This window comes from Pedobacter sp. AW31-3R, from assembly GCF_052180285.1.
Taxonomy (GTDB): domain Bacteria; phylum Bacteroidota; class Bacteroidia; order Sphingobacteriales; family Sphingobacteriaceae; genus Pedobacter.
The window spans coordinates 1,102,427-1,124,843 of record NZ_CP197475.1; the positions used below are offsets into that span (position 1 = coordinate 1,102,427).

The 22,417-nt window shown below is 43.8% G+C and carries 17 protein-coding genes; 13 read left to right on the forward strand and 4 right to left on the reverse strand.

What is annotated here, in order from left to right; all coding sequences use genetic code 11:
* Nucleotides 1-77: 77 nt before the first annotated feature.
* Both ACSBL2_RS04620 and ACSBL2_RS04625 read right to left on the reverse strand, forming a co-directional pair.
* Complete coding sequence (locus tag ACSBL2_RS04620) at nucleotides 78-755, reverse strand: LytR/AlgR family response regulator transcription factor (protein ID WP_442590493.1); 678 nt, start codon at nucleotides 753-755, stop codon at nucleotides 78-80.
* Nucleotides 752-1,846, reverse strand: coding sequence for a sensor histidine kinase (locus tag ACSBL2_RS04625; RefSeq protein ID WP_442590494.1), 1,095 nt, complete (start codon nucleotides 1,844-1,846; stop codon nucleotides 752-754). Before ACSBL2_RS04625 ends, ACSBL2_RS04620 begins: the two co-directional genes overlap by 4 nt.
* Nucleotides 1,847-2,066: 220 nt before the next feature.
* On the opposite strand from ACSBL2_RS04625, the gene ACSBL2_RS04630 reads away from it, so the two are divergent.
* From ACSBL2_RS04630 to ACSBL2_RS04655, 6 genes are all read left to right on the forward strand, one after another.
* A complete protein-coding gene (locus ACSBL2_RS04630) occupies nucleotides 2,067-3,443 on the forward strand; it encodes a hypothetical protein (protein WP_442590495.1) in 1,377 nt (458 codons plus the stop codon).
* A 73-nt stretch (nucleotides 3,444-3,516) separates the two neighbouring features.
* Entirely contained in the window at nucleotides 3,517-4,821 is a 1,305-nt protein-coding gene (locus ACSBL2_RS04635; RefSeq protein WP_442590496.1) for a cation:dicarboxylate symporter family transporter, read from the forward strand.
* A 3-nt stretch (nucleotides 4,822-4,824) separates the two neighbouring features.
* Nucleotides 4,825-6,423, forward strand: coding sequence for a phosphoenolpyruvate carboxykinase (ATP) (gene pckA / locus ACSBL2_RS04640; protein WP_442590497.1), 1,599 nt, complete (start codon nucleotides 4,825-4,827; stop codon nucleotides 6,421-6,423).
* Between the two features lie 56 nt (nucleotides 6,424-6,479).
* Nucleotides 6,480-7,676, forward strand: a complete 1,197-nt coding sequence (locus ACSBL2_RS04645; protein WP_442590498.1) for a cation:dicarboxylate symporter family transporter — start codon at nucleotides 6,480-6,482, stop codon at nucleotides 7,674-7,676.
* Between the two features lie 12 nt (nucleotides 7,677-7,688).
* Nucleotides 7,689-9,251, forward strand: a complete 1,563-nt coding sequence (locus ACSBL2_RS04650; protein ID WP_442590499.1) for a malate:quinone oxidoreductase — start codon at nucleotides 7,689-7,691, stop codon at nucleotides 9,249-9,251.
* Nucleotides 9,252-9,455: 204 nt separating this feature from the next.
* The gene (locus ACSBL2_RS04655; protein ID WP_442590500.1) at nucleotides 9,456-11,126 is read left to right on the forward strand and encodes an FAD-dependent oxidoreductase; all 1,671 of its coding nucleotides are present in this window, start codon (nucleotides 9,456-9,458) and stop codon (nucleotides 11,124-11,126) included.
* A gap of 38 nt (nucleotides 11,127-11,164) precedes the next feature.
* On the opposite strand, the gene ACSBL2_RS04660 is transcribed toward ACSBL2_RS04655, so the two are convergent.
* The gene (locus tag ACSBL2_RS04660; RefSeq protein WP_442590501.1) at nucleotides 11,165-12,004 is read right to left on the reverse strand and encodes an MBL fold metallo-hydrolase; all 840 of its coding nucleotides are present in this window, start codon (nucleotides 12,002-12,004) and stop codon (nucleotides 11,165-11,167) included.
* 278 nt (nucleotides 12,005-12,282) lie between these two features.
* On the opposite strand from ACSBL2_RS04660, the gene ACSBL2_RS04665 reads away from it, so the two are divergent.
* Genes ACSBL2_RS04665 through ACSBL2_RS04680 form a run of 4 tightly spaced genes read left to right on the forward strand, consistent with a single transcriptional unit; the run spans nucleotide 12,283 to nucleotide 15,986 of the window.
* A complete protein-coding gene (locus tag ACSBL2_RS04665) occupies nucleotides 12,283-13,110 on the forward strand; it encodes a mechanosensitive ion channel family protein (protein ID WP_442590502.1) in 828 nt (275 codons plus the stop codon).
* Between the two features lie 54 nt (nucleotides 13,111-13,164).
* Complete coding sequence (gene epsC, locus ACSBL2_RS04670) at nucleotides 13,165-13,977, forward strand: serine O-acetyltransferase EpsC (RefSeq protein WP_442590503.1); 813 nt, start codon at nucleotides 13,165-13,167, stop codon at nucleotides 13,975-13,977.
* Between the two features lie 10 nt (nucleotides 13,978-13,987).
* Nucleotides 13,988-14,866: a cysteine synthase CysM gene (gene cysM / locus ACSBL2_RS04675; RefSeq protein WP_442590504.1), complete on the forward strand. Its 879-nt coding sequence runs from the start codon at nucleotides 13,988-13,990 to the stop codon at nucleotides 14,864-14,866.
* Between the two features lie 4 nt (nucleotides 14,867-14,870).
* Nucleotides 14,871-15,986, forward strand: coding sequence for a DNA alkylation repair protein (locus tag ACSBL2_RS04680; RefSeq protein WP_442590505.1), 1,116 nt, complete (start codon nucleotides 14,871-14,873; stop codon nucleotides 15,984-15,986).
* A 17-nt stretch (nucleotides 15,987-16,003) separates the two neighbouring features.
* On the opposite strand, the gene ACSBL2_RS04685 is transcribed toward ACSBL2_RS04680, so the two are convergent.
* On the reverse strand, nucleotides 16,004-17,302 hold the full coding sequence (locus ACSBL2_RS04685) for a sensor histidine kinase (protein ID WP_442590506.1): 1,299 nt from the start codon (nucleotides 17,300-17,302) through the stop codon (nucleotides 16,004-16,006).
* A gap of 275 nt (nucleotides 17,303-17,577) precedes the next feature.
* Between ACSBL2_RS04685 and ACSBL2_RS04690 the strand changes: the two genes are divergently transcribed.
* The 3 genes from ACSBL2_RS04690 to ACSBL2_RS04700 are packed head-to-tail and all read left to right on the forward strand — an operon-like array spanning nucleotide 17,578 to nucleotide 22,412.
* On the forward strand, nucleotides 17,578-18,162 hold the full coding sequence (locus ACSBL2_RS04690; RefSeq protein ID WP_442590507.1) for a TetR/AcrR family transcriptional regulator: 585 nt from the start codon (nucleotides 17,578-17,580) through the stop codon (nucleotides 18,160-18,162).
* Between the two features lie 52 nt (nucleotides 18,163-18,214).
* Entirely contained in the window at nucleotides 18,215-19,282 is a 1,068-nt protein-coding gene (locus tag ACSBL2_RS04695) for an efflux RND transporter periplasmic adaptor subunit (RefSeq protein ID WP_442590508.1), read from the forward strand.
* Nucleotides 19,283-19,298: 16 nt separating this feature from the next.
* The gene (locus tag ACSBL2_RS04700; protein ID WP_442590509.1) at nucleotides 19,299-22,412 is read left to right on the forward strand and encodes an efflux RND transporter permease subunit; all 3,114 of its coding nucleotides are present in this window, start codon (nucleotides 19,299-19,301) and stop codon (nucleotides 22,410-22,412) included.
* Nucleotides 22,413-22,417 lie beyond the last annotated feature (5 nt).

A 22,417-nucleotide genomic window follows, 5' to 3' on the forward strand; every position in this document is an offset into this window, starting at 1 on the left:
CCTGATAAATTTTAGACGTAAAATTGTCCACAGTATAGTTGTCCAGGCATGCTGATATAGCGCAAACGGTTGGGTTTTTAGCTAAAAGTATCTTTATATGTCCTGCCAATAGGAAGCTGTTTGCCATTTTTCAGAATTGCCCATTGCGAATTGCGGGATTCAATATGGTCTTTTAAAACGATGTATGATTTGTGAATCCGTATAAATCCGAACTGGTCGTGTTTTTCCAGAAAATCATTCAGTCGTTGCAATACCATATACTGTTTAAACCTGGTCACAATTTTCAGGTATTCCCCACAGCCTTCAATCCAATGGATCTCATCAATAGGGAGTTTATTGACCATATAATCCGATTTGAAAATGATATAATCCTGAAGATTGCTGGATTCAAGGTATTTCTGGTAATCAACTGCTTTTTGTACCGCTTTGAGGAAACGTTCAGGAAATACAGGTTTGACCAGGTAATCGATGACATCAAGCTCGTAAGCTTGTGCGGCATGTCCGGGGTCGGCAGTGATGAATATGATCAATTTACCCGGCGGAATCATTTTTACCATATCCACTCCGGAGATTTCGGGCATCTGAATATCCAGGATCAGCAAATCAACGTCATTTTTTTTGATGAATTCAAGGGCCTCCGCAGCCTGTCTGAAGCAGGCCAGAAGACGGAGCTCAGGAATGCTGCTGCAATAGTTTTTTATCAATTCCAGGGCTGGCATTTCATCATCGACATAGATAGCGCTTAGACTTGTCATATATTAATTGTTAAGACGGTAGAATATTCTGTTTCTGATTCAGTAACCTGCAATTCAAAGTTATCGGGATATTCCAGGTTCATAATGGTTTTTAATACCGTTAGTCCGACACCATTATAATTGTGAACCGTGTCCTTTTGCTGAAGGGCAGATCTGTAATTGGTAATGGTAAAAATCAGCCGGTCTCCGGTAAGCACTAAACCAGCATGGATAAAAGCCTTTTGGTCTGCACCCAGGGCCGAATGTTTAATTGCATTTTCGAAAAGTGTAAAATAGATTGTCGGAGGGATTTCTATTAAATGGTACAAATCCTCAGCCACATAGTTGAAGTCCAGATTTAACTCCCTATTGTGTTTTAGCTGGTATAGACTGCTCAGCGCAGCAATCATTTGTATTTCCTTGTCCACCACTATCCTTTTCTTTCCTGTTTCATAGGTGGTGTATTGCAGCAACAGGCTCAACTGTTTGATCAGGTTCGCTGAACTAATATCTGTTGCATAACTATGAGAATAGATGTTGTTTAAAGTATTGAACAGAAAATGTGGATTAATCTTTGACTTCATGAGATCGAGGTCCGCTTCTTTTTTCAGGATTTCCAGTCGCGCGAGTTCATTTTCCACAATCATCTTATATTTTGATATCCCCAGTAAGGAAGCGATGAGAATGATTATCGTTTGTGTCACATAAACCAGCAATAGCAGGGTACCCAGGGAAATAGGATTTCCTGAAAACACCTCTGGTTCAATTAAAATCCTAAGCAGGCAGGAAATGACAAATACAACAGCTGTATAGCGGATATATTCCGCATATTTTTTAGTCTGATAATATTCAGGTACCAGCTTACTGTAGCAGAGGTGGTAGAGGGGGATATTGATCGCCAGCATAAATAGGAGCCGGTAGATTCCCTGGGCCAGGCCAAAGAGTTGCAGGTATAAATAGCTGTTCAGCAATACAAATGCCAGCCAGAATATCAGGTGCTGTATTGTAATCAGGCCAGGCCACTTCTTATACAACAGTATAGTCATCATCTTCTTTTCAAAGGAAAGCCGCAGGATAAGCACCAGGAAAAGCAGGTTGAATAACAATACCATATTCTAATTATTTGCTTCAGCCCTCATCATTAAGGCGTTTGTTTATTATTTACGTCGTTTATTGATTTTGTTCAGCACCCAATCTATAATCTGCACATCTTTAAAAATTAGCGCATAAATGTGATCCTTATCATTTCTTATGATGGTAATCATTTGTACGGAGCCAAATATAAAAATTACGAATCTAAACTATTTTACGTGAATAAGTAAAGAATTCCATATGACGGATAAAAAGTCTTTTGCTATAATTATTTCCATCTGCCAGTTATTGTGCCTCTGGGTTTCCCTTGGTGCCCTCCTGGTCGCCGGCTTGTGCAGCCCGGCCTTAGCACAGGACAGGCCTGCTGCAGAACGTGATAAGCACACCAACAAACCTTTAATTCATTATTTAAACGACGACCGGTCACATTACATCAAATTTGGAGGCTATGCCCAGGTTTGGGCAAGGTATACAGAGATGAACCCCGGCTCAAAAATCGATGAGAGCGTGATAAAAAACACGTCTGATTTCTCTTTGAGGAGATTACGCTTTAAAATGAGCATGGTACCGATGGATAAATTCCTGATCGTATTCCAGGCTGGAAGTACCAATGTGACTAACCTGTCCAATAATGAAAGTTCCTTCGACGTACTGGATGCCTATGGGGAATACCAGTTTAATCCTCACGTTCAGATTGGTGCGGGACGGTCCAGCTGGAAAGGGCTGACGCGCTTTGCTGCCGGCCCAACTTCTACACTATTGTATGATGTCCCTTTTCTTACGTTGGGTAATGTAAACCGTACAGATTTAACCCTTAGGAGCTTGAATATTTATGCCAAAGGACAACTGGGCAGGTTGGACTATCGCCTGAGTATAGCCAGGCCCTATATCATCTCACCTGCAGCACCTCAGCAACATATCTCTTCTTTCAATAACCTGGCAGTAAAGCCAACCCTTTCGGGTTATGTCAAATGGCAGTTTTTTGAAAAAGAAAGCAATACTTTTTCTACTTCAGCAGGCAGTTACCTGGGAAATAAAAAGGTTCTTGCCCTGGGAATTGGGGCGGAATATCAGAAGAATGCACTATGGCACCTGAACAATCAGGATACCGTGCTGAACAGTATGAGATTGTTCAGCGCAGATATATTTTTTGATACACCAGTAGATAAAAAGAGGGGAACTGCCTTTAACGTATACGCAGCAGTTTTCCACCATGATTACGGGCCTAATTATACCCGTTCATTGGGAATAAATAATATGGCGAATGGTGTGGACACGAAGACCGCATCATTTAATGGCTCCGGAAATAGCTATCCTATAGTAGGTACGGGCAATAGTTTTATCCTGCAAACAGGTTATACACTCCCTTATTTTAGTCAGCAGAAAAAGACAACCCGGTTAATGCCTGCTGCAGCATTCCAGTATTCCAAATTTGATCGGCTGGGCGACCCCATGTTTACCTATGACCTGGGTTTAACCCTGTTGATGAAAGGCCATGCCTCTAAGTTTGTGTTGAATGCACAAAGCAGGCCTGTGTACACGACTGTCAATAATGAACTCAAGGTATCGGATAGAAAAATGATGTATGTATTGATGTACCATGTCAGTATAGACTAAGAAAATATAAGCATGAATTAAAAGCAGCTCCGTGCTGACCAGTAGAACCGTATTCAAAACCTAACCAAACCAAATGAATGTAACTCATCCAACACCTGACCCTAAAAATCCGATAGCTAAAACCAGTATGGTTTCGCGGATTCTCAGCAACCTTACCTTCTGGGTACTGATCGCCATTATTGCCGGTGTCATCCTGGGCAGCTATGCGCCGGCAACTGCTGTGAAAATGGAAATCATAGGCAAAACGTTTATAGAGATCATTAAACTATTTATCGCACCAATTATCTTCCTGACCATTGTACTGGGAATTAGTGGGATGGGTGATCTTAAAAAGGTAGGCCGTATTGGCGTGAAGGCACTTTTTTACTTTGAGGTTGTCTCCACTTTCTCTCTGGCTATAGGCATCCTTATGGCTGTACTCATTCAACCGGGGAATATTGACAAGAGCCATCTTCAGATCGAGAATGCCTCAAAGTATACTTCCGCACCTGCCAAAGGATTCAGCTGGATGGAATTCTTTTTGAGTAACCTGACCTTACAGGTTTTGCTCGTGGCGATCCTGACAGGGATCATCCTGAACTATTCCAAATACCGTATGGTTGCTGTCGCCGGACTTGGGAAAGTTTCCAAACTTGTTTTTACCGGTTTGAAATATGTGATGTACCTGGCTCCTTTGGGTGCATTCGGAGGGATGGCTTATACTATTGGTAAATTCGGACTGCATACGCTTGTACCACTGGCCAAGCTGATGGGTACAGTGTATCTCACCATGGGGCTTTTCATCTTCCTTGTTCTCGGTGGAATCATGAGATACTATAAAATGAGTATCTGGAAGTTTATCAAATATATCAAAGAAGAATTGCTGCTGGTATTGGGGACTTCCTCTTCAGAATCTGCACTCCCTTCCATCATGCAGAAACTGGAAAAAATGGGTTGCAGTAAGTCAGTAGTGGGCCTTGTCGTCCCTACAGGTTATTCTTTTAATCTTGACGGAACTTCCATTTACCTATCCATGTCGGTTATCTTTCTTGCCCAGTTATACAACGTACACCTGAGTGCTTTTGAGATGGTCAGTATCATCGGCATTTTAATGGTTACCTCTAAAGGTGCGGCCGGTGTGACCGGCAGTGGGTTTATTGTGCTGGCTTCTACACTTACCGCTATCCATAAAATCCCTGTAGAGGGGTTGGCCTTCCTGCTTGGAGTGGACAAGTTCATGAGTGAAGCGAGGGCGCTGACCAATATCATTGGAAATGGGGTAGCTACTATTGTCATCGCCAGGAGCGAGAAGGAATTTCATCCGGAACAGTTAGCGGAGAAAAAAGAAGAAATGCCAGCACTACGGAAAAAAGAAGAAGTAATCACCTTAAATCATTAACAAATGACTGAATCAGAAACATCACCGAAAGGTAATTTACTGCAGTTTGGAAAACGGGTACACTACCAGTTATCCTCAGAAGAGTTGGTTAGGCAAAGTCTGGAACTGGGACAGGGAATCCTGAACCATTCCGGCGCTTTGTGTGTAGACACCGGGGAATTTACCGGGCGCTCTCCCAAGGATAAATTTATTGTGAAGGATGTGCTTACGGCGGACACGGTGGACTGGGGGGAGGTAAACAGGCCTATTTCTTCGGCAGATTTCGATAGGTTGCACCAGAAAATGCTTGTTTACCTGGAGGGTAAAGAAGTATGGGTAAGGGATGCCTATGCATGTGCGGACCCGGAATACAGGTTAAACATCCGTGTGGTGAATGAAACGCCCTGGGCCAATTTATTCTGTTACGAACTTTTTTTAAGGCCCGAAGATGAGGATTTGCTGACTTTGGAACCGGGATGGCTGATTCTTCAGGCACCGGGATTCAAAGCCAATCCCCTGATGGATGGAACAAGGCAGTCGAATTTCACGATAGTTGATTTTAGCAGGAAGACCATCCTGATTGGAGGTTCTGCTTATACCGGCGAAATGAAAAAGGGGATATTCAGTGTTTTAAATTTCCTGTTGCCGCAAAATCATGGGGTATTGAGTATGCATTGCTCGGCAAATGAAGGGGCGGATGGAGATGTAGCCTTGTTTTTCGGTCTTTCCGGAACAGGTAAGACGACGCTGAGTGCCGATGCCTCACGTGCCCTGATCGGGGATGATGAGCATGGCTGGGCAGCAGGTAGCGTGTTTAACTTTGAAGGGGGCTGCTATGCAAAAGCAATCGACCTCAATGCAGAACGGGAACCGGAAATTTTTTCTGCGATACGACCGGGAGCACTCCTGGAGAATGTAGTGGTAGATCAGGAAACTGGACTGGTAGATTTCAGTGATACCCAAAAAACGGAGAATACACGTGTTGCTTATCCTATCCATTTCATTGACAATGCTAAAGAGCCTTCCTTTGGTGCAGAACCGTCCAATATTTTCTTTCTTACCTGCGATGCATTTGGCATCCTTCCTCCCATTAGTAAGCTGGATACTGAACAGGCCATGTACCATTTTATCTCTGGATATACGGCTAAGGTTGCAGGTACTGAGATGGGGATCACCTCACCGCAGACGACCTTCTCTGCTTGTTTCGGAAGGGTTTTTCTACCCTTGCACCCGCTGAAATATGCCGGTCTGCTGGGTAGGAAATTACAGGAAAACCCTGAAATTAATGTCTGGCTGGTGAACACCGGATGGATTGGAGGAATGTATGGTATTGGAAACAGGATCAGTCTGAAATATACCAGGGCCCTGATTGCGGCGGCAATTCGGGGAGATCTCAATGCAGTGCCGTATACCACACATCCGGTTTTCAAAATTGCCATGCCCGGATCCTGTCCCGGTGTGCCATCAGAAATCCTGGATCCCTGTAATTTATGGTCAGACAGGGCGGAGTACGATGCTAAAGCTGCGGAACTGGCAGGGTTATTTGCCGGACACTTCGCCCAATATGCGGATGCCGCAGGCGAAGACATTAAAAGGGCTGCCCCATTAATAAAGACCAGGTAATGAATTTATCCGTATGTATATTAGTTCCTGATTTACAATTAATCCATGAATACCATTTGAGCATACTAGAAAAAGCGGACAGGTTATTTGATAAATTCAGTAAATATCTGAGTTTACAGATTCTTGTTGCCCTTACTTTTGGCGTACTGGCAGGAATTTTCTTCCCTGCTTTTGCCATTAAAACAAAGTTTATTGCCACAGTCTTTGTGTCTATCATTGAGCCCTTTGTTGCTCCGGTAATATTTTTAACCATAGTTACGCTTTTTGGAGGTCTTATAGATTTGAAAGGAGCCGGAAGGATTGGTTTAAAGTCTTTTATTTATTTTGAGCTCATCACCACTATAGCCATCGTATTTGGCATTTGCAGTGCACTGCTGATCCGTCCGGGAAAAATGGCGCGCGCTGAATTCAGCTCTATGCTTCCGGAGAATTTTACAGCAAGGGTCAGCAGCAGCTGGACCAGTCACCTGATCTCCAGTTATACCCTGTATTTCCTCCTGGCAGCTATTGTTATTGGCTTAATCATTAACCGTTCGAGGCATCAAACAGCAGCAATAGGAGTGTTGGACTACCTCCGCCATATGGTATTCCGGATATTGAGGTATATTTTTCTTTTTGCTCCATTTGCAGCTTTCAGTGGCATTGCCTATACTGTAGGAAAATTCGGAGCAGATACTTTACTCCCTATCGGAAAACTCCTTGCGGGCACCTATATAGCAGTCTTCATTTTTATATTCGCTGTACTTGGTGGTGTACTTGCTCTCTACAAAGTAAATATGTTTAGTTTCCTGAAGGCGATTAAGCAAGAGCTGTTATGGGTACTGGGTACTTCCTCTTCCACTTCTGTTTTGCCATTACTGATGGACAGGCTGGAAAATATGGGGTATCTGCGATCGGTAGTAGGACTGGTTACGGTAACGGGGAATTCTCTAAACCTGACAGGGACTTCGCTTTACATGGGGATGTCGGTGATTTTCCTCGCTCAGCTGTACAATGTTACTTTCTCCTTTTCGGAGCTGCTGAGTGTCGTGCTGGTGATCATGGTCACTTCTAAAGGAGCTTCGGGCATCTCTGGTACGGGCTTCATTGCACTGGCGACTACAGTGGGGACTATTCATAAAATACCGGTAGAGGGCTTAGCGATTTTATTGAGCATCGACCGGTTTATGAGTGAAGCGAGAGCCATCACAAACACGATAGGTCATGGCGTAGCAACGGTCGTGATTTCAAACAGTGAAAAGAACAATTTATAACACACACAACACATGAAAAAAATATTATCTATTGTACTGATAGCCAGTGTGCTATTGGGCGCTTGTAAAAAAGAGGCGGCAGAGGAGGAAACTGATGTGGTACTCATTGGTGCAGGTATTATGAGTGCAACCTTGGGCACGATGATGAAAGAACTTGATCCTAAGTTGAAGATTAATATTTACGAACGGCTGGATGCTGTAGCAGCTGAAAGTTCGGATGCCTGGAACAACGCGGGAACAGGGCACTCCGCACTTGCAGAACTGAATTATACGCCTGAAATGCCTGATGGCAGTATCGATATCCATAAGGCAATAGCGATAAACGAGCAGTTTGAGGTGTCCAAGCAATTTTGGGCCTATCTTGTTCAGCAGAAAAAACTACCGGCAGCCCATACATTTATCAATAATGTGCCCCACATGAGTTTTGTATGGGGCGATGAAAATACGGTGTATCTGAAGAAAAGATATCAGGCATTGCAGAAAAATGTCCTGTTCAAAGGGATGGAATATTCTGAGAATTATGACAGCCTGGCGAGATGGATGCCCTTGGTGATGAAAGGGAGAAGCAGGACACAGAAAGTTGCGGCAACACATATGGATATCGGTACGGATGTGAACTTCGGGAACCTCACGAGGGGAATGATTAGTGCCCTGAAAAATGCTGAAGGGGTGAAAGTAGCGTTAAACCATGAGGTGAAAACCATGAAAAGGAATGCGGACAGTACCTGGATGGTAACTGTGGTAGACAGGGCCACAAAAAAAGAAAGAAATATCAAAGCTAAATTTGTCTTCATTGGTGCCGGTGGTGGTGCATTGCGCCTGCTCCAGAAATCCGGGATCCCGGAAGGAAAGGGATTTGGAGGTTTCCCGGTGAGTGGAGAATGGATGGTGTGCCATAATGATGCTGTGATTGCACAGCATATCGCCAAAGTGTATGGAAAAGCAGGGGTGGGCTCCCCTCCAATGTCGGTTCCCCATCTGGATACCCGGGTGATTAATGGTAAAAAAGCATTGTTATTTGGCCCTTATGCCGGTTTCTCCAGTAAGTTCCTTAAACAGGGATCTTACCTTGATTTAACAAGATCGATTACTCTTAAGAATATTGGCCCGATGATGTCGGCAGGACTGGACAATATACCGCTGACAAAATATCTTGTGGGGCAGGTGATGCAATCTGACGAAGAACGCCTGAAAGCACTGCAGGAATACTATCCTGAGGCAAAGGCAGCAGATTGGAAACTGGAAACAGCAGGACAGCGGGTGCAGATTATTAAAAAGGATAAGGAACATGGAGGAATATTACAGTTCGGTACCGAAGTCGTGACTGCATCCGATGGCAGTTTATCTGCACTGCTGGGAGCTTCTCCGGGAGCCTCAACATCAGTGGATATCATGCTCAGCTTACTGAAGAAATGTTTTCCCGGTCGGGTCGCTTCGGCGGAATGGCAGCAGAAATTTAAGCAGATGATCCCATCCTATGGCAAGAAGCTTGCTGACAATGTGAATCTTGCCAATCAGGTTCGTGAGGCGGACAGCAAGGCTTTGGGACTGAAGTATTTTGTGATTCAACCCTGACCCATAAGAAGTATTGAGGTGGTTTAAAACTTGTTATTTGACGTCAGATGACAAGTTTTAAAATAGAATTATATGTAAAATCTTTAATATCAGTGATAAATGATAGATATCACTAAAAATTAAAGTGATATTATAATAATATGTAACGCAGGTTATATTTTAGGGCAATAATTTTCCATTCATTTGCTTTATAATATAAAAGGAATGAAGTATGTAATCATCGGTGCTGTTGCGGGAGGGGCAACCGCTGCAACAAGGCTCAGGAGACTGGACGAAAAGGCGGAAATCATTATGTTTGAAAAAGGTGAGTATATTTCGTATGCAAACTGCGGAATGCCCTATTATATTGGAAATATTATCAAAGAGCGGGACCAGCTTTTTGTACAAAAGGCAGATACTTTTAGTCAGCGCTTTAATATACAGGTAAGGATCAATACCAGGATCACGGCAATCAATTCCCGCAATAAAACAGTAACGGCTATTGATTTATCTACAGGCAGGTCCTATGATGAAAGCTATGATAAACTTGTTTTATCGCCTGGAGCTGAATCCCTGAAATTAAGAAGTGCAGGAAGTGGGTTGAAAGGTATTTTTAACCTGAGGAATGTCTATGATACCGATGCGATCAAAACCTATGCTGAACAATATCCATCTGGAAAAGCAGTGGTCATTGGTGCTGGTTTTGTGGGACTGGAAATTGCGGAAAATCTACATGCTTCAGGATTTTCAGTAACGATTATTGAAAAGGGAAACCAGGTGCTGCCACCGGCCGATTTCCCAATGGCAGCTATCCTCCAGGAACATATCCGTTCCAAAGGCATCGATCTTCGTTTAGATACAGAAGTGATTGCCTTTGTGAAGGGAGAAGAAGGAATTCATGTCATTCTCCGCTCTTCTGAGTCCATTGAAACCCATATTGTCATTCTGGCATTGGGCGTTACGCCAGATGTTAAACTGGCATCTAGTGCAGGACTTAAACTGGGAAAAGGAGGAAAAGGAATTGAGGTCAATCGCTATCTGCAGACTTCAGATCCTGATATTTATGCGGTGGGGGATGCGATCCTCTTTAAAAACCCTATTTCAGGAAAGAGTGTGAGCACTTATTTGGCAGGGCCCGCAAATAAACAGGGCCGCATCTGTGCAAATAATATCGTATTTGGCAATAGTCAGGAGTATTGCGGAGCAATTCAAACGGCTATATTAAAATTATTTGACTTAAATGCTGCCGTTACCGGTCTGTCGTCCAGGCAGCTCAGGGCAGCAGGAATAGCACATATCGTCTCCACTACGCACAGTAGTTCCCATGCAGGCTATTATCCTGGTGCAATGGAAATGACTGTCCAGCTGGCTTTCTCTCCGGCAGACGGGAGACTTTTGGGTGCTCAGGTAGTTGGCGGGCAAGGGGTGGATAAAAGGATAGATATCCTGTCCCTGGTGATCAAGAATCAGGGGACTATTGATGACCTTGTAGAATTTGAACAGGCCTATGCTCCACCTTTCTCATCTGCGAAAGATCCGGTAAATATTGCTGGTTTTGTGGCGGAAAATATCCTGCTGAAGCGCTCGGAAATCTTTCAGTGTACCGATGTGAAGTATATTAGCCCGGGCAGTGTACTGATTGATGTCCGCACACCTGATGAATTTATGGGGGGATCCATACCAAAAGCAATGAATATACCGCTGGATGAAATCAGAGGAAAGATCAAAAAGATCCCAAGGGATGCCCCTTTGTATATCTTTTGCCAAAAAGGGCAGAGAGGGTATCTCGCCCAGCAGATTTTACTGCAGAATGGTTACCGTACGGTCTTTAATCTTTCCGGTGGATACCTGCTCTGGAAATCCTATGCTGCTGAAACGAAGCTGGGTGGGAGTTAAGGTGCATTGCATCAGGTGTCTACGGGATGCACCATCTCTTATTTTCCAATAGATTTTTCCATAAGGATTCTCCATACATTCATATGGAGCCACTCTTTATAGTTCATCAGGTGTTCGTACTGCGGCATTTTTACGCTAGTGGGGATGTCAAAAAATGGGGTGCCGTCCTGCATGGCTTTTTCAGTAGCGGCATAGAGGTCTTCAAAATAACTAATGTTGAGGTCCAGGTCTTTGCGTGTACCTATGGGTCTCACATGGGCCATGTATAGTGTATCAAAGTCCAGTTTCCGTATTTCATACAGGTGTTTCAACCAGTTTTTGGGTTTGGCATCCGGCAGGTAGGCATATAAAACCCGGTCTGGAACCACCAGATCTACCACGAATAAAGCTCTTTGTTCAGGGAAACGAAATAAGGTCATCCCATCTCCATGATTTCTCCCATAAAAGTAAAGCTCGATAGTTTTGTCACCCAATGTAAATGTAGAACGCTGACCGGTCCATGTACTGTCCGGTAAGATAACTTTTGGACTGGGTTCTATATTTTCTGCTGCCTGCTGGTGGGCAAGGAAAGTTGCCCCTGCCTCTTTAAAGATTTGACCTCCACTAATGTGGTCCCAGTGATTGTGGCTGTAGATCACCTGTTTTATGGGTTTATCTGTTATTTTTCTGATGGCCTTCATCGTCGCAACAGCATGTACGGAATCCAGGGGGTCTATCACAATTACTCCTGCTGTAGTGATCACAAAACAGGAAAATGTGCGGTCCCCTACAAGATAAATGTCTTTTGCTGCTTTAAATGTCTGGATAGGAACATGCTGAGAAAATCCCTGAAAACCGAACATGAATGTCAATAAGAGTGGTGTAAATATGTATTTCATCTATTTTATTTCTCAGGTTACCTGTAATAGGTACAACAAAAAATGATTCTTGTTTGAATGAATAGTTATTTATTCCTCCCGCAGTTGCGGTTTATGCCCTAATTATAGAAGAAAATAGAATAACAGGCACTATAGATTTTCCAGCTGAGTTAAGTAAAACGGCGGTCAATTTTTCCACTACATAAATGATAACAGTCCCCCAGGTCATTGAATAGTGATGTATCTTTGTATTATTGTATAAAATACGTTGTTTTAACCCCCATTGAAGAAAAAAAAGGATGAACAAAATTGAAATCTATTCGGATAGAATTCTAGATATTATCGTCAGCCATTTGCCAAGTGTGGTGATGGCTATCATATTGCTTATTGTGGGCAGTTGGTTGATTAAGAAGCTGATCAGGTTTCTACACAACCGTTTCCACCGCAATAATATTGACATTTCCCTGAGCGAATTCCTGATCAGTATTGTGAATGTAGTGTTGTATGTGTTGCTGATTATCAGCTGCACGTCCATGGTCGGGATAGAAACCGGTTCATTCATGACGATACTTGGAGCTGCGGGATTGGCCATCGGACTTGCGTTACAGGGTAGCCTTTCCAACTTTGCCGGAGGTGTACTGATCTTACTTTTTAAACCCTTCAGGGTTGGCCATTTTATTACTTCCAGTAATAATGTATCAGGGACAGTACTGAAAATTGATATTTTGTATACCACTTTAAAAGCAGGTAACGGGACAACCATCTATGCCCCTAACGGGCCTTTGGCAAATGCGGTCATCAATAATACCTCAGATAATGAAATCAGGCAGGCTGAGTATAAGCTTAATCTTTCCTTTGATACGAATATTGATGAGGTGCGCAAAATTATATTACAGGTATTGGTCAGTGATGAACTGGTTCTTCAGGAGCCGAAACCGGTAGTCCTGGTTGGTTCCTTAACTGATACGGCTATCGTATTACAGGTACGTGCCTGGGCCCTGAATGCTAACTTTTGGCCTGTTTACCACAGCAATTATGAAAAAATAATTGATACGCTGGCTGCCAATGACATCAGATTACCTGCAACAAAGCCAGAAATTCACCTGATTAACAGTTCCTCAACTTAAACTTTGCTTTTCTAAATTTCAACGATTCTCTAACTGAGTTACAAACCAAAAGAAATGAAAGAAGAATTTTATCTTCATATTTACCAGAAACAGGGGCAGATAGAGCCTGTGTGCTCCAATAAGGAAATAGCCGACTGGGTACTGGACTTACTGAACCTGGTATATCCGGAAAGACTTACGCGTCCTGAATTCACCCTGGAACAGATCAGGCAGCTGTTTACCGATTCTGAAAAAGAATTGCTAAGTATCCTGAATGCAACGAAAGCCTGCAGAAATTGTAACCATGAACTGATTGCGGCTAACTTTTACGAAGGTTTGCCTGAATTATACCGCAAAATGAATACCGACATTGCGGCTACACTTGATGGTGATCCTGCAGCAGGCAGTGAGTTTGAAATCATCCGTACCTACCCGGGTTTTCTTGCCGTGTCTATTTATAGAATTGCACACCTCCTGCTGCAGCTCGGTGTCCCCCTGATTCCGAGAATTCTCACAGAATATGCGCATTCTATCACAGGGATTGATATCCATCCCGGAGCCAGGATAGGGGAATACTTGTTTGTAGACCATGGTACCGGTATTGTAATCGGCGAAACGACAGAGATTGGTGACCATGTGAAATTATACCAGGGCGTTACCCTGGGCGCACTCAGCGTAGAAAAATATATGGCCAATACCAAACGCCATCCAACCATTGGGGATCGCGTGATCATTTATTCCGGCGCAACCATACTGGGGGGCGATACCTTTATAGGAGAGAATTGTATCATTGGAGGAAATGTCTGGTTAACTAAAAGTGTTCCTTCATTTTCAACAGTATATCACCAGTCGGCCATGAAAGTTATAGAAACAAAAAATAAAGACTAGAGAAAAGCAAATGGGAAATATTATATCATTTATCGGGAATACTCCACTGGTAGAAATCCAGAAGTTAAACCCAAACCCCAATGTGAAGATCTTCGCTAAACTGGAAGGGAATAACCCCGGTGGAAGCGTAAAGGACAGGGCAGCCCTGAATATGATCCGCAGTGCAATGGAGCGTGGTGAAGTCACAAAGGGAACACGTTTAATAGAAGCGACCAGTGGGAATACAGGTATTGCCCTGGCCATGATCGCTGGCATATACGGACTTGAAATTGAGCTGGTCATGCCCTCAAACTCTACCCGCGAACGTACGCTGACCATGGAAGCTTTCGGTGCAAAGGTAACTTTGCTCGATTCTATAGAAATCTGTCGCGATTATGCAGAAGAAAAAAGCAGTCAGCCAGGATACTTTTTGCTGGATCAGTTTGCTAATCCTGATAATTACCTGGCACATTATAAAACCACCGGGCCAGAAATCTGGAAGGATACCCATGGGGAGATTACCCATTTTGTCAGCTCAATGGGCACCACTGGAAGTATCATGGGCAATTCCATGTACCTGAAGGAACAGAACCCGGAGATTCAGATCGTCGGCTGCCAGCCAACGGAAGAATCTTCTATACCGGGGATCAGGCGCTGGCCCGAAGCGTATCTGCCAAAGATTTTTGATGCCTCCAGGGTAGATAGGGTGATGGATGTTTCCCAAGAAGAAGCATCGGTATATGCGCGGTTAATGGCCAGAAAAGAAGGGGTCTTTGCGGGAATGAGCAGTGGTGGGGCACTGGCCTGTGCACTCAGGCTTGCTGCGGAGTTGAGCTCCGGGACGATCGTGTTTATTACCTGTGACCGTGGAGACAGATACCTCAGCAGTGACTTATTTATAGACAAATAAGGGGATGGGCTTAATTAAAGATATTTATTCTCCAGCATTTTATTCCCGGTTTGCAGATACCATCGCAGCGGTTGTTCCTTTGTTTTCCAAGGATAAGTTTATGGAAAACATACTGGATGATCAGTTTGTGCACATGGAATGGAAGGAAAGACTGAAACATACCACTAGGGTATTCCACCAGTTTATGCCGGCTGATTTTTCTGCAGCCAGTGCGATTATTGAGACGATCATTGCCCGTTTGAAGACCGCACAAGTTACTGAAGATAGTCTCGTATTTATCTTTTTTCCGGACTATATAGAAACGTATGGACTGGACGACTTTGAGACTTCAGTGAAAGCCCTTGAAAACATTACCCAATTTATCAGCTGTGAATTTGCAGTAAGGCCGTTTATCTTAAAATACGGGCAACGTATGATTGACCAGATGACCCTCTGGTCAGCCCATGAAAATCATAAGGTGAGGCGTCTGGCCAGTGAAGGCTGCCGGCCACGGTTACCCTGGGCAATGGCCCTTCCGGGATTGAAGAAAGACCCTGCACCCATTCTTCCCTTATTGGAAAACATGAAAAATGATCCCTCGGAATGGGTAAGGAGGAGTGTGGCCAATAATATCAATGATATTGCAAAGGATCACCCGGATATTGTGATTGCAATGGCTGCCAGGTGGAAAGGAACCAGCAAAGAAACCGATGCGGTGATTAAACATGGCTGCCGCACACTGTTGAAACAGGGGAATGCGGAAGTTTTAAAACAGTATGGCCTCGTCAGTGAACACATTACCCTGTCTGATTTTGAAATCCTGACGCCCGACCTGAAAATAGGGGAGGCCCTGGAATTTTCGTTTGCCCTGACCAATGAAAATAAAGCATCGCAGCTAGTCAGGCTCGAATATGGGGTGTATTACATGAAGGCGAAAGGGCACCTGGCGAGAAAGGTCTTCAAGATCAGCGAAAGGGTGTATGCCGCTGAAGAGAAAGCCGTCGTGAGAAGGAAACAACCGTTTAAAATAATTACCACCCGGAAGTACCATACAGGCAGGCATCAGTTGTCGATTATTATCAATGGGGAGGAAAAAGCACTGCTTAATTTTGAAGTAGGGGAAATGGATCCTATAACCTAACGGTCGGGATACCGGGCTCAGCTGGACAGGGGTAGGGATACATAGAATACAGATCCGCTATCCCTGTTACTCTCAAACCAGATTTCCCCATGCTGGAGCTTGGTATATTCTTTACAAAGGTAAAGTCCCAGGCCTATACCTTTTTCGTTGGCCGTTCCATAGGTAGACTCTGCTTTTAAGGAGAATACGGCAGCGCTATTCGCTGGATCGATGCCTTTCCCCGTATCTTTTACGGAAATCAGGCATTTTTCCTCCAAACGTAATGTCCTGATCTCAATCTTTCCATACTCGGGGGTAAACTTGATTGCATTCCCCGTGAGATTCCTGATGACCAGCTGAAGCATATTGATGTCGCATAACAGTACGATAGAAGAATCAATGTCAAAGTTAAGTGCTATATTTTTTTCTGTGGCGGCAACCTTCTGGTTATGAAGCAGGCGGACAAGTACCTCATCAATGGGATAGGGCAACAGGTTTACCTTGCTGCTGCTGAGCTGTGATTTAGACCAGGACAACAGGTTGTTTAACATTTCCTGTGTACCCGAAACGGCATTACTCAATTTATGTTCCAGCATCTTGCGTTCTTCGCTTTCCATTTCAAAAACCTTCAGTGTTTCCATATAACTTTGTATGGAGGCCAATGGGGCACGGAGATCATGGGAGATGATCGAGAAAAATTTAGTTTTCTCATCATTCATTTTTTCGAGCTCCCTTGCACGTACTTCGGCTGAGAGCTTCTCCTGGTAGTAGGCAGCCTTCAGGTAGAATAAACCTGCAAAAATGACGAGGATCTCAATGGCATAAGAAGATGCCAGGTCCATAAATAAGCTTGCCCTGTTGTCATACGGAGAGGAAATCAATGCCGGATAAAAGTAATGCACTGCAATCAATCCTGTTCCTGTCAGTACGGACAAAGAAGTCCAGATCCAATAATGTTTTTCAGAGGAGATAATGATGATCAGGAAAAAACCGATGGTCAGTGCCAGGAGACCAGGCCCATTTACGCCACTGGTGATAAAGAATGTCCCTGTAAGCGTGGCAAGGACAAGGATGGAACATAAAAAGATGGCCCTCTTATACCTCTTTCTCATCCTTGCATAGTAATAAGCCAGGCAAAGGCCAAAAAACATGACAAAGTAGAGCAAGGCAGTAGATTTCAGTCCCAGGTAATAACTGAAGGGAACATTATATCCAATAATGAGGATCCCTATAATGCTGATGAAGTTAAAGATCCTGTGCTCCAGTTTCATATGTTTCGTATCACCGGTAATCAGGTGTACAATCTTTTTAATGGCTGTCGGTACCTTTAGTTGCATTACCTCATGGTCGGTTTAACAGAAATATAAAATTCTGAGGCTATTTGTTCCGCAAATAGGTATACACAATTGTCAGACAATATATTAAATGGGAGGGTGGGCGTATGGATCACAGCTGAAATGCAAAATCAAATATACCACAGTAATTTCAAAAAATGTTGATTGAACGAGTTAAAAATATTACGAAGTGCTTCTTTTTTGTGGTTTTTAAAACTTTTAGGAATTATATCAGACGATTTCTATCGACGTTTCGACAAAAAATGTACTTTTGTAGTGTGAAATCTACAACTGATGTAAAACAACAAATTATAGCGGCTTCTAAAGAGGCTTTTAAACGATATGGGTTTACCAAGATTGCAATGGAAGACATTGCCAAAGCAAGTGGGAAGTCCAGGAGTACGCTGTACCATTATTTTAAGAACAAGACAGAGGTATTTGATGCCGTTATGCTGGACATTCTTTCAGCAATACTGGCCTTAGCATCAAAACAAATACAGAAAAATAAAAACCTGAAAGATAACCTGTGGGACTTTCAGCTGGTCAAACTCAATGAGCTGAAATTGCTGATTGATCAGTTTGAGCATGTGGTGAGTGATATACGTGTTTCACCGGAGATACTGAACAAGATAACTCATGTCCTCAAGAATGAAGAAATCAGCCTTGTATATCAGATTCTGGTGATTGGAATAGAGAATGGCGACGTTGCGGAGATTGAGGCCGCTGAACTGGATTTTCTGGCACGCTCTTTAGTCCTGGGCATGAGAAACCTGGAAGTTGACGCACTATTATTCGGAAATATGGTTGTGGAAATCAAACAGTTAGAGCGCCTGGTTCTTATTATTGCCAAGGGCCTTAAATAAAAATTATACTTTTACTATATATCTTACACCACCTGATACAATTTTTAAATTTATGAAGTTAAGCAGAAGAGGCTTTTCAGCCATGTTGATCCTGTGTGCAGCTATTGCAGGCTGCAACAATGAAAGTGATAAAATGAAGACGGTTGCTCCGGTAAAGGTGAATACGTTGACGATAGGTGGTGAAGATCAGGCAGGAAGTGCAATCAGTTACAGCGGAACCATCACCGCAAATAAAACGATAGATCTGAGCTTCCAGGTTTCCGGAACGGTATTAAATATTCCTGTCTCATCGGGACAATATGTAACTAAAGGGCAATTGATTGCTGCAGTCGATGAAACGGTATACCGTAATCAATACAATGCACAGCAGGCGCAGGCCAATCTTGCACGGGAGAATTCCCTGCGTGTGGCAGAAGTATTTAAAAAAGGGAGTATTGCTGAAATCAAGATGATAGAAGCTAAATCCAACGCAGAGCAAGCCTCATCGGCAGCTAAAGCCACTTACCAGAATATTCTGCACGCCAGGCTTTATGCTCCCCAAAGCGGATATATTGGAGAAAAAAGAATAGAATCCGGTGCAACGGCTGCACCAGGTGTCCCTGTAGTGCAGCTGCTGGATATCTCACAGGTGAAAGTCAATATTGCCATTCCTGAGGCCGAAATTAATCAGTTCAAAAAAGGCGACCAGGCTGCAGTAACCATTCAGGCCTTGCAGAACCTTAAACTTGAGGGTAAAGTGGATGAAGTCGCGGTGAGTTCCGCACAGGGAATCCCGACCTATACCGTGAAGGTGCTGCTGTCCAATGGGAACAACAAGCTGAAACCGGGAATGGTATGCACTATCCTTTTCAACAATAAAAAGAAAGATTCAGGGAAAGATGAGGCAGGACAGGAGCCAATTGTGGTACCCGTGCAGGCCGTTCAGATCGATGAGAACAATGTGAATTTTGTATACGTGACCAATGCAGAGGGAAACAAGGCGATCAGGAAAAATGTAAAAACAGGCGAACTTTTTAACAATGGCATAGCCATCAGTTCCGGCTTACAGCAGGGAGAGAAATTAATCATTACAGGGTACCACCACCTGACCAATGATACGCCAATTCAAATCGTTAAATAACCTTTGCAGCTGATTTATGACTAAAGATAACAATAGTATTATAGAATGGGCAATGCGGTACAAATCTGTACCCTTGTCCATGGCATTTATGATTGTGGCATTCGGGATCTACAGTCTCTTTAATATGCCAAGAAATGAATTTCCTGAATTTACCATCAGGCAAGGGTTGATTATTGGTGTCTATCCGGGTGCTTCCGCGAAGCAGGTGGAGCAGCAGCTGACCTCGAAGGTGGAACAATACCTGTTCGGCTTCAATGAAGTGGATAAGTCAAAGACCTATTCCTATTCAAGGGATGGCATGATGTATATCTTTGTGGAGGTAGAGGGAAGGGTAAACGGACCTGATACCAAAGCTTTTTGGAACAAGATTAAAAATGGGGCCATTGTACTCCAGGCGCAGATGCCGAAAGAAGTGAGGGGGATCCTGGTGAACAGTGATTTTGGAAGCACTTCGGCAGTTTTACTGGCCGTTGAATCCAAAACCAGACCTTACAAGGATTTGCAGAAACATGTGGAAGAGCTGGAAGATGGTATACGTACCATCCAGGATGTCGCCAAGATCAGTCATACCGGAAACCTGGAGGAGCAGATTGGTGTATATGTGGACAATAACAAACTGGCATTTTATGGCATATCTGCAGGATCTATTATGCAGGTACTGCAAAATGAAGGGGCCATCAATCCCGCAGGTTCTCTCGATGGAGAGGTGATCGACAGGCCGATCCACCTGAATACCTTCTTTAAGTCTGAAACAGACCTTGCCAGCCAGATTATCCGTAATGACGGCAAAGGAAATATTGTCCGCCTGAAAGATGTGGCGCTGATCAAAAAGGAATATGAAGACCCGGATTCCTATGTGACGGCGAACGGGACGAAAAGTATTGTCATTTCTATGGAAATGAGAGCGGGAAGAAATATCGTTCAGTTCGGTAAGAAGGTAGATGAAAAGCTCGCAGAGCTGGAAAGTAAACTGCCTGCAGATATTAAGATCAGCAGACTGGCGAATCAGCCAGCCGTGGTTGATGATTCCATCAGTCATTTTATGAAGGAGTTCCTGTATGCACTGATTGGTGTGGTCCTGGTGACCATGATGCTGTTGCCATTGCGCATTGCTTCTGTTGCTGCGGCAACTATTCCCATTACGATTGCAGCGACCCTGGGTATCATGTACTTTTTTGGGATTGAACTAAATACGGTTACCCTTGCCGCCTTGATTATTGTCCTGGGAATTGTGGTGGATGACCCGATTGTGGTGATTGATAACCATGTGGAGAAACTGGACCATGGCCAGTCTATCTGGGATGCGGCAAGACAGAGTGCCAAAGAACTCTTTCCATCTGTGTTCACCGCTACACTGGCCATCATTGCTACCTTTTTGCCAACCGCATTTTTTATGACAGGTGTGGCAGCAGATTTTATCAGTGTTTTCCCTTATACCATTATTATTGCACTGGTCTTGTCGCTCGTTATTTCCATGTTACTGGTGCCTTATTTCAATACCAGGTTCATCAAGAAAGGCTTGCATGACCCGGATAAAGTAAAGGAAAAAGGTAAAAAGTCTATGCTGGACAGACTGCAGTCGTTTTTTGACCACCATATCGGGGAAGCCATTGATCATTATAAAATGACCATTTTCTTCGGAATTCTCTCTGTCCTTATTGGGATGTACCTTATGAGTATCCTGCCCCAGCAGCTGTTTCCTAAAGTAGACCGTAATCAGTTTGCAATAGAAATTTACCTGCCCGATGGCAGCAACCTGAAACAGACGGATAGCGTAGTGAAAAAAATGGAAGCGGTAATGTCTAAAGATGAACGCATCGTTTCCTACACCAGTTTTATAGGTTCAGGCTCACCACGTTTCCATACGGTATACGCACCGAACCTTCCTGCAAAAAACTATGCACAGATATTGATCAATACGACTTCTGAGGAGGTGACAGAAGAAGTGCTGACGGAGTACGAGCAGAAATACAGTGATATTTCTCCCGGTGCTCATGTACGGATGAAACAGCTGAACATGATCCCTACACCTGCACCTATTGAATTCAGGCTTTCCGGAAATGATATTGCAACGTTGAAAAAGACCGGGTATGAACTGGCAAAGATTGCCAAAACTGTTCCTCATGTGACCTGGGTAAGGACCGATTATGAAGAAATGCAGGAAGGCATTGCACTTGATATAAAGAATGATGAGGCTGCAAGGCTGGGCCTGTCTAAAAATGATATTGCCAATGCGGTAGCCATGAATATGGAAGGACTGTCAGCCACGCGGGTTTGGGATGGCAACTATACCATGGACGTGAAAGTGAAAACAGATGCGCAAACAAGGACGAAGGTCGGCGACCTGAGAGATCTTTCCATTGCTTCACAGCAAACGCATAGCGTGGTGCCGTTGAGGCAGGTGGCAGCTATCAAGGCCGACTGGAATGAAGGACAGATTGTACGCCGCAATGGAGTACGGACGCTAACGGTAAGGGTGGATATCAATAAAGATGCTGTTGCTGCGAGCGTGATGAAGGATTTTAAACCTCAGCTGGAAAAGGTAAAACTTCCGGAAGGGGTGACTCTTGGTTATGGTGGTGAACAGGAAATGCAGGAGGAGAATATTGTTCCGATGGGACTGTCCCTGCTGCTGAGTATTGTGCTGATCTTCCTTGTACTGATCTGGCATTTCAAGAGTGTAAAACATGCTGTATTGAGTATCACAACTATGCCACTGAGCATTTTCGGTGCCTCCCTGGGACTGCTCCTGATGAACTATCCTTTTGGATTTACTTCATTTATCGGATTGCTTGCCCTCTGTGGAATTGTAGTCAGAAATGGAATTATCCTGATAGATTTTGCAGAAGAAATGCGGCATAAAGAAGGGATGTCGGTGAAAGATGCCGCTATTTTTGCTGCAGAACGCAGGATGAGGCCTATCTTTTTAACTTCCTCTGCTGCTGCGGTTGGGGTTATCCCAATGATCATCAGTCGTTCTTCCCTATGGGGACCTTTGGGAACCGTGATCTGTTTCGGTCTGATGCTTTCAATGCTACTGACCCTGTTTGTACTGCCCACCTTATATTGGGTGTTCTTCAGGAAGGAAGACCTGGAGAAGGCTGATCATCATAAAGTGGAAACCGTTTAAAATTT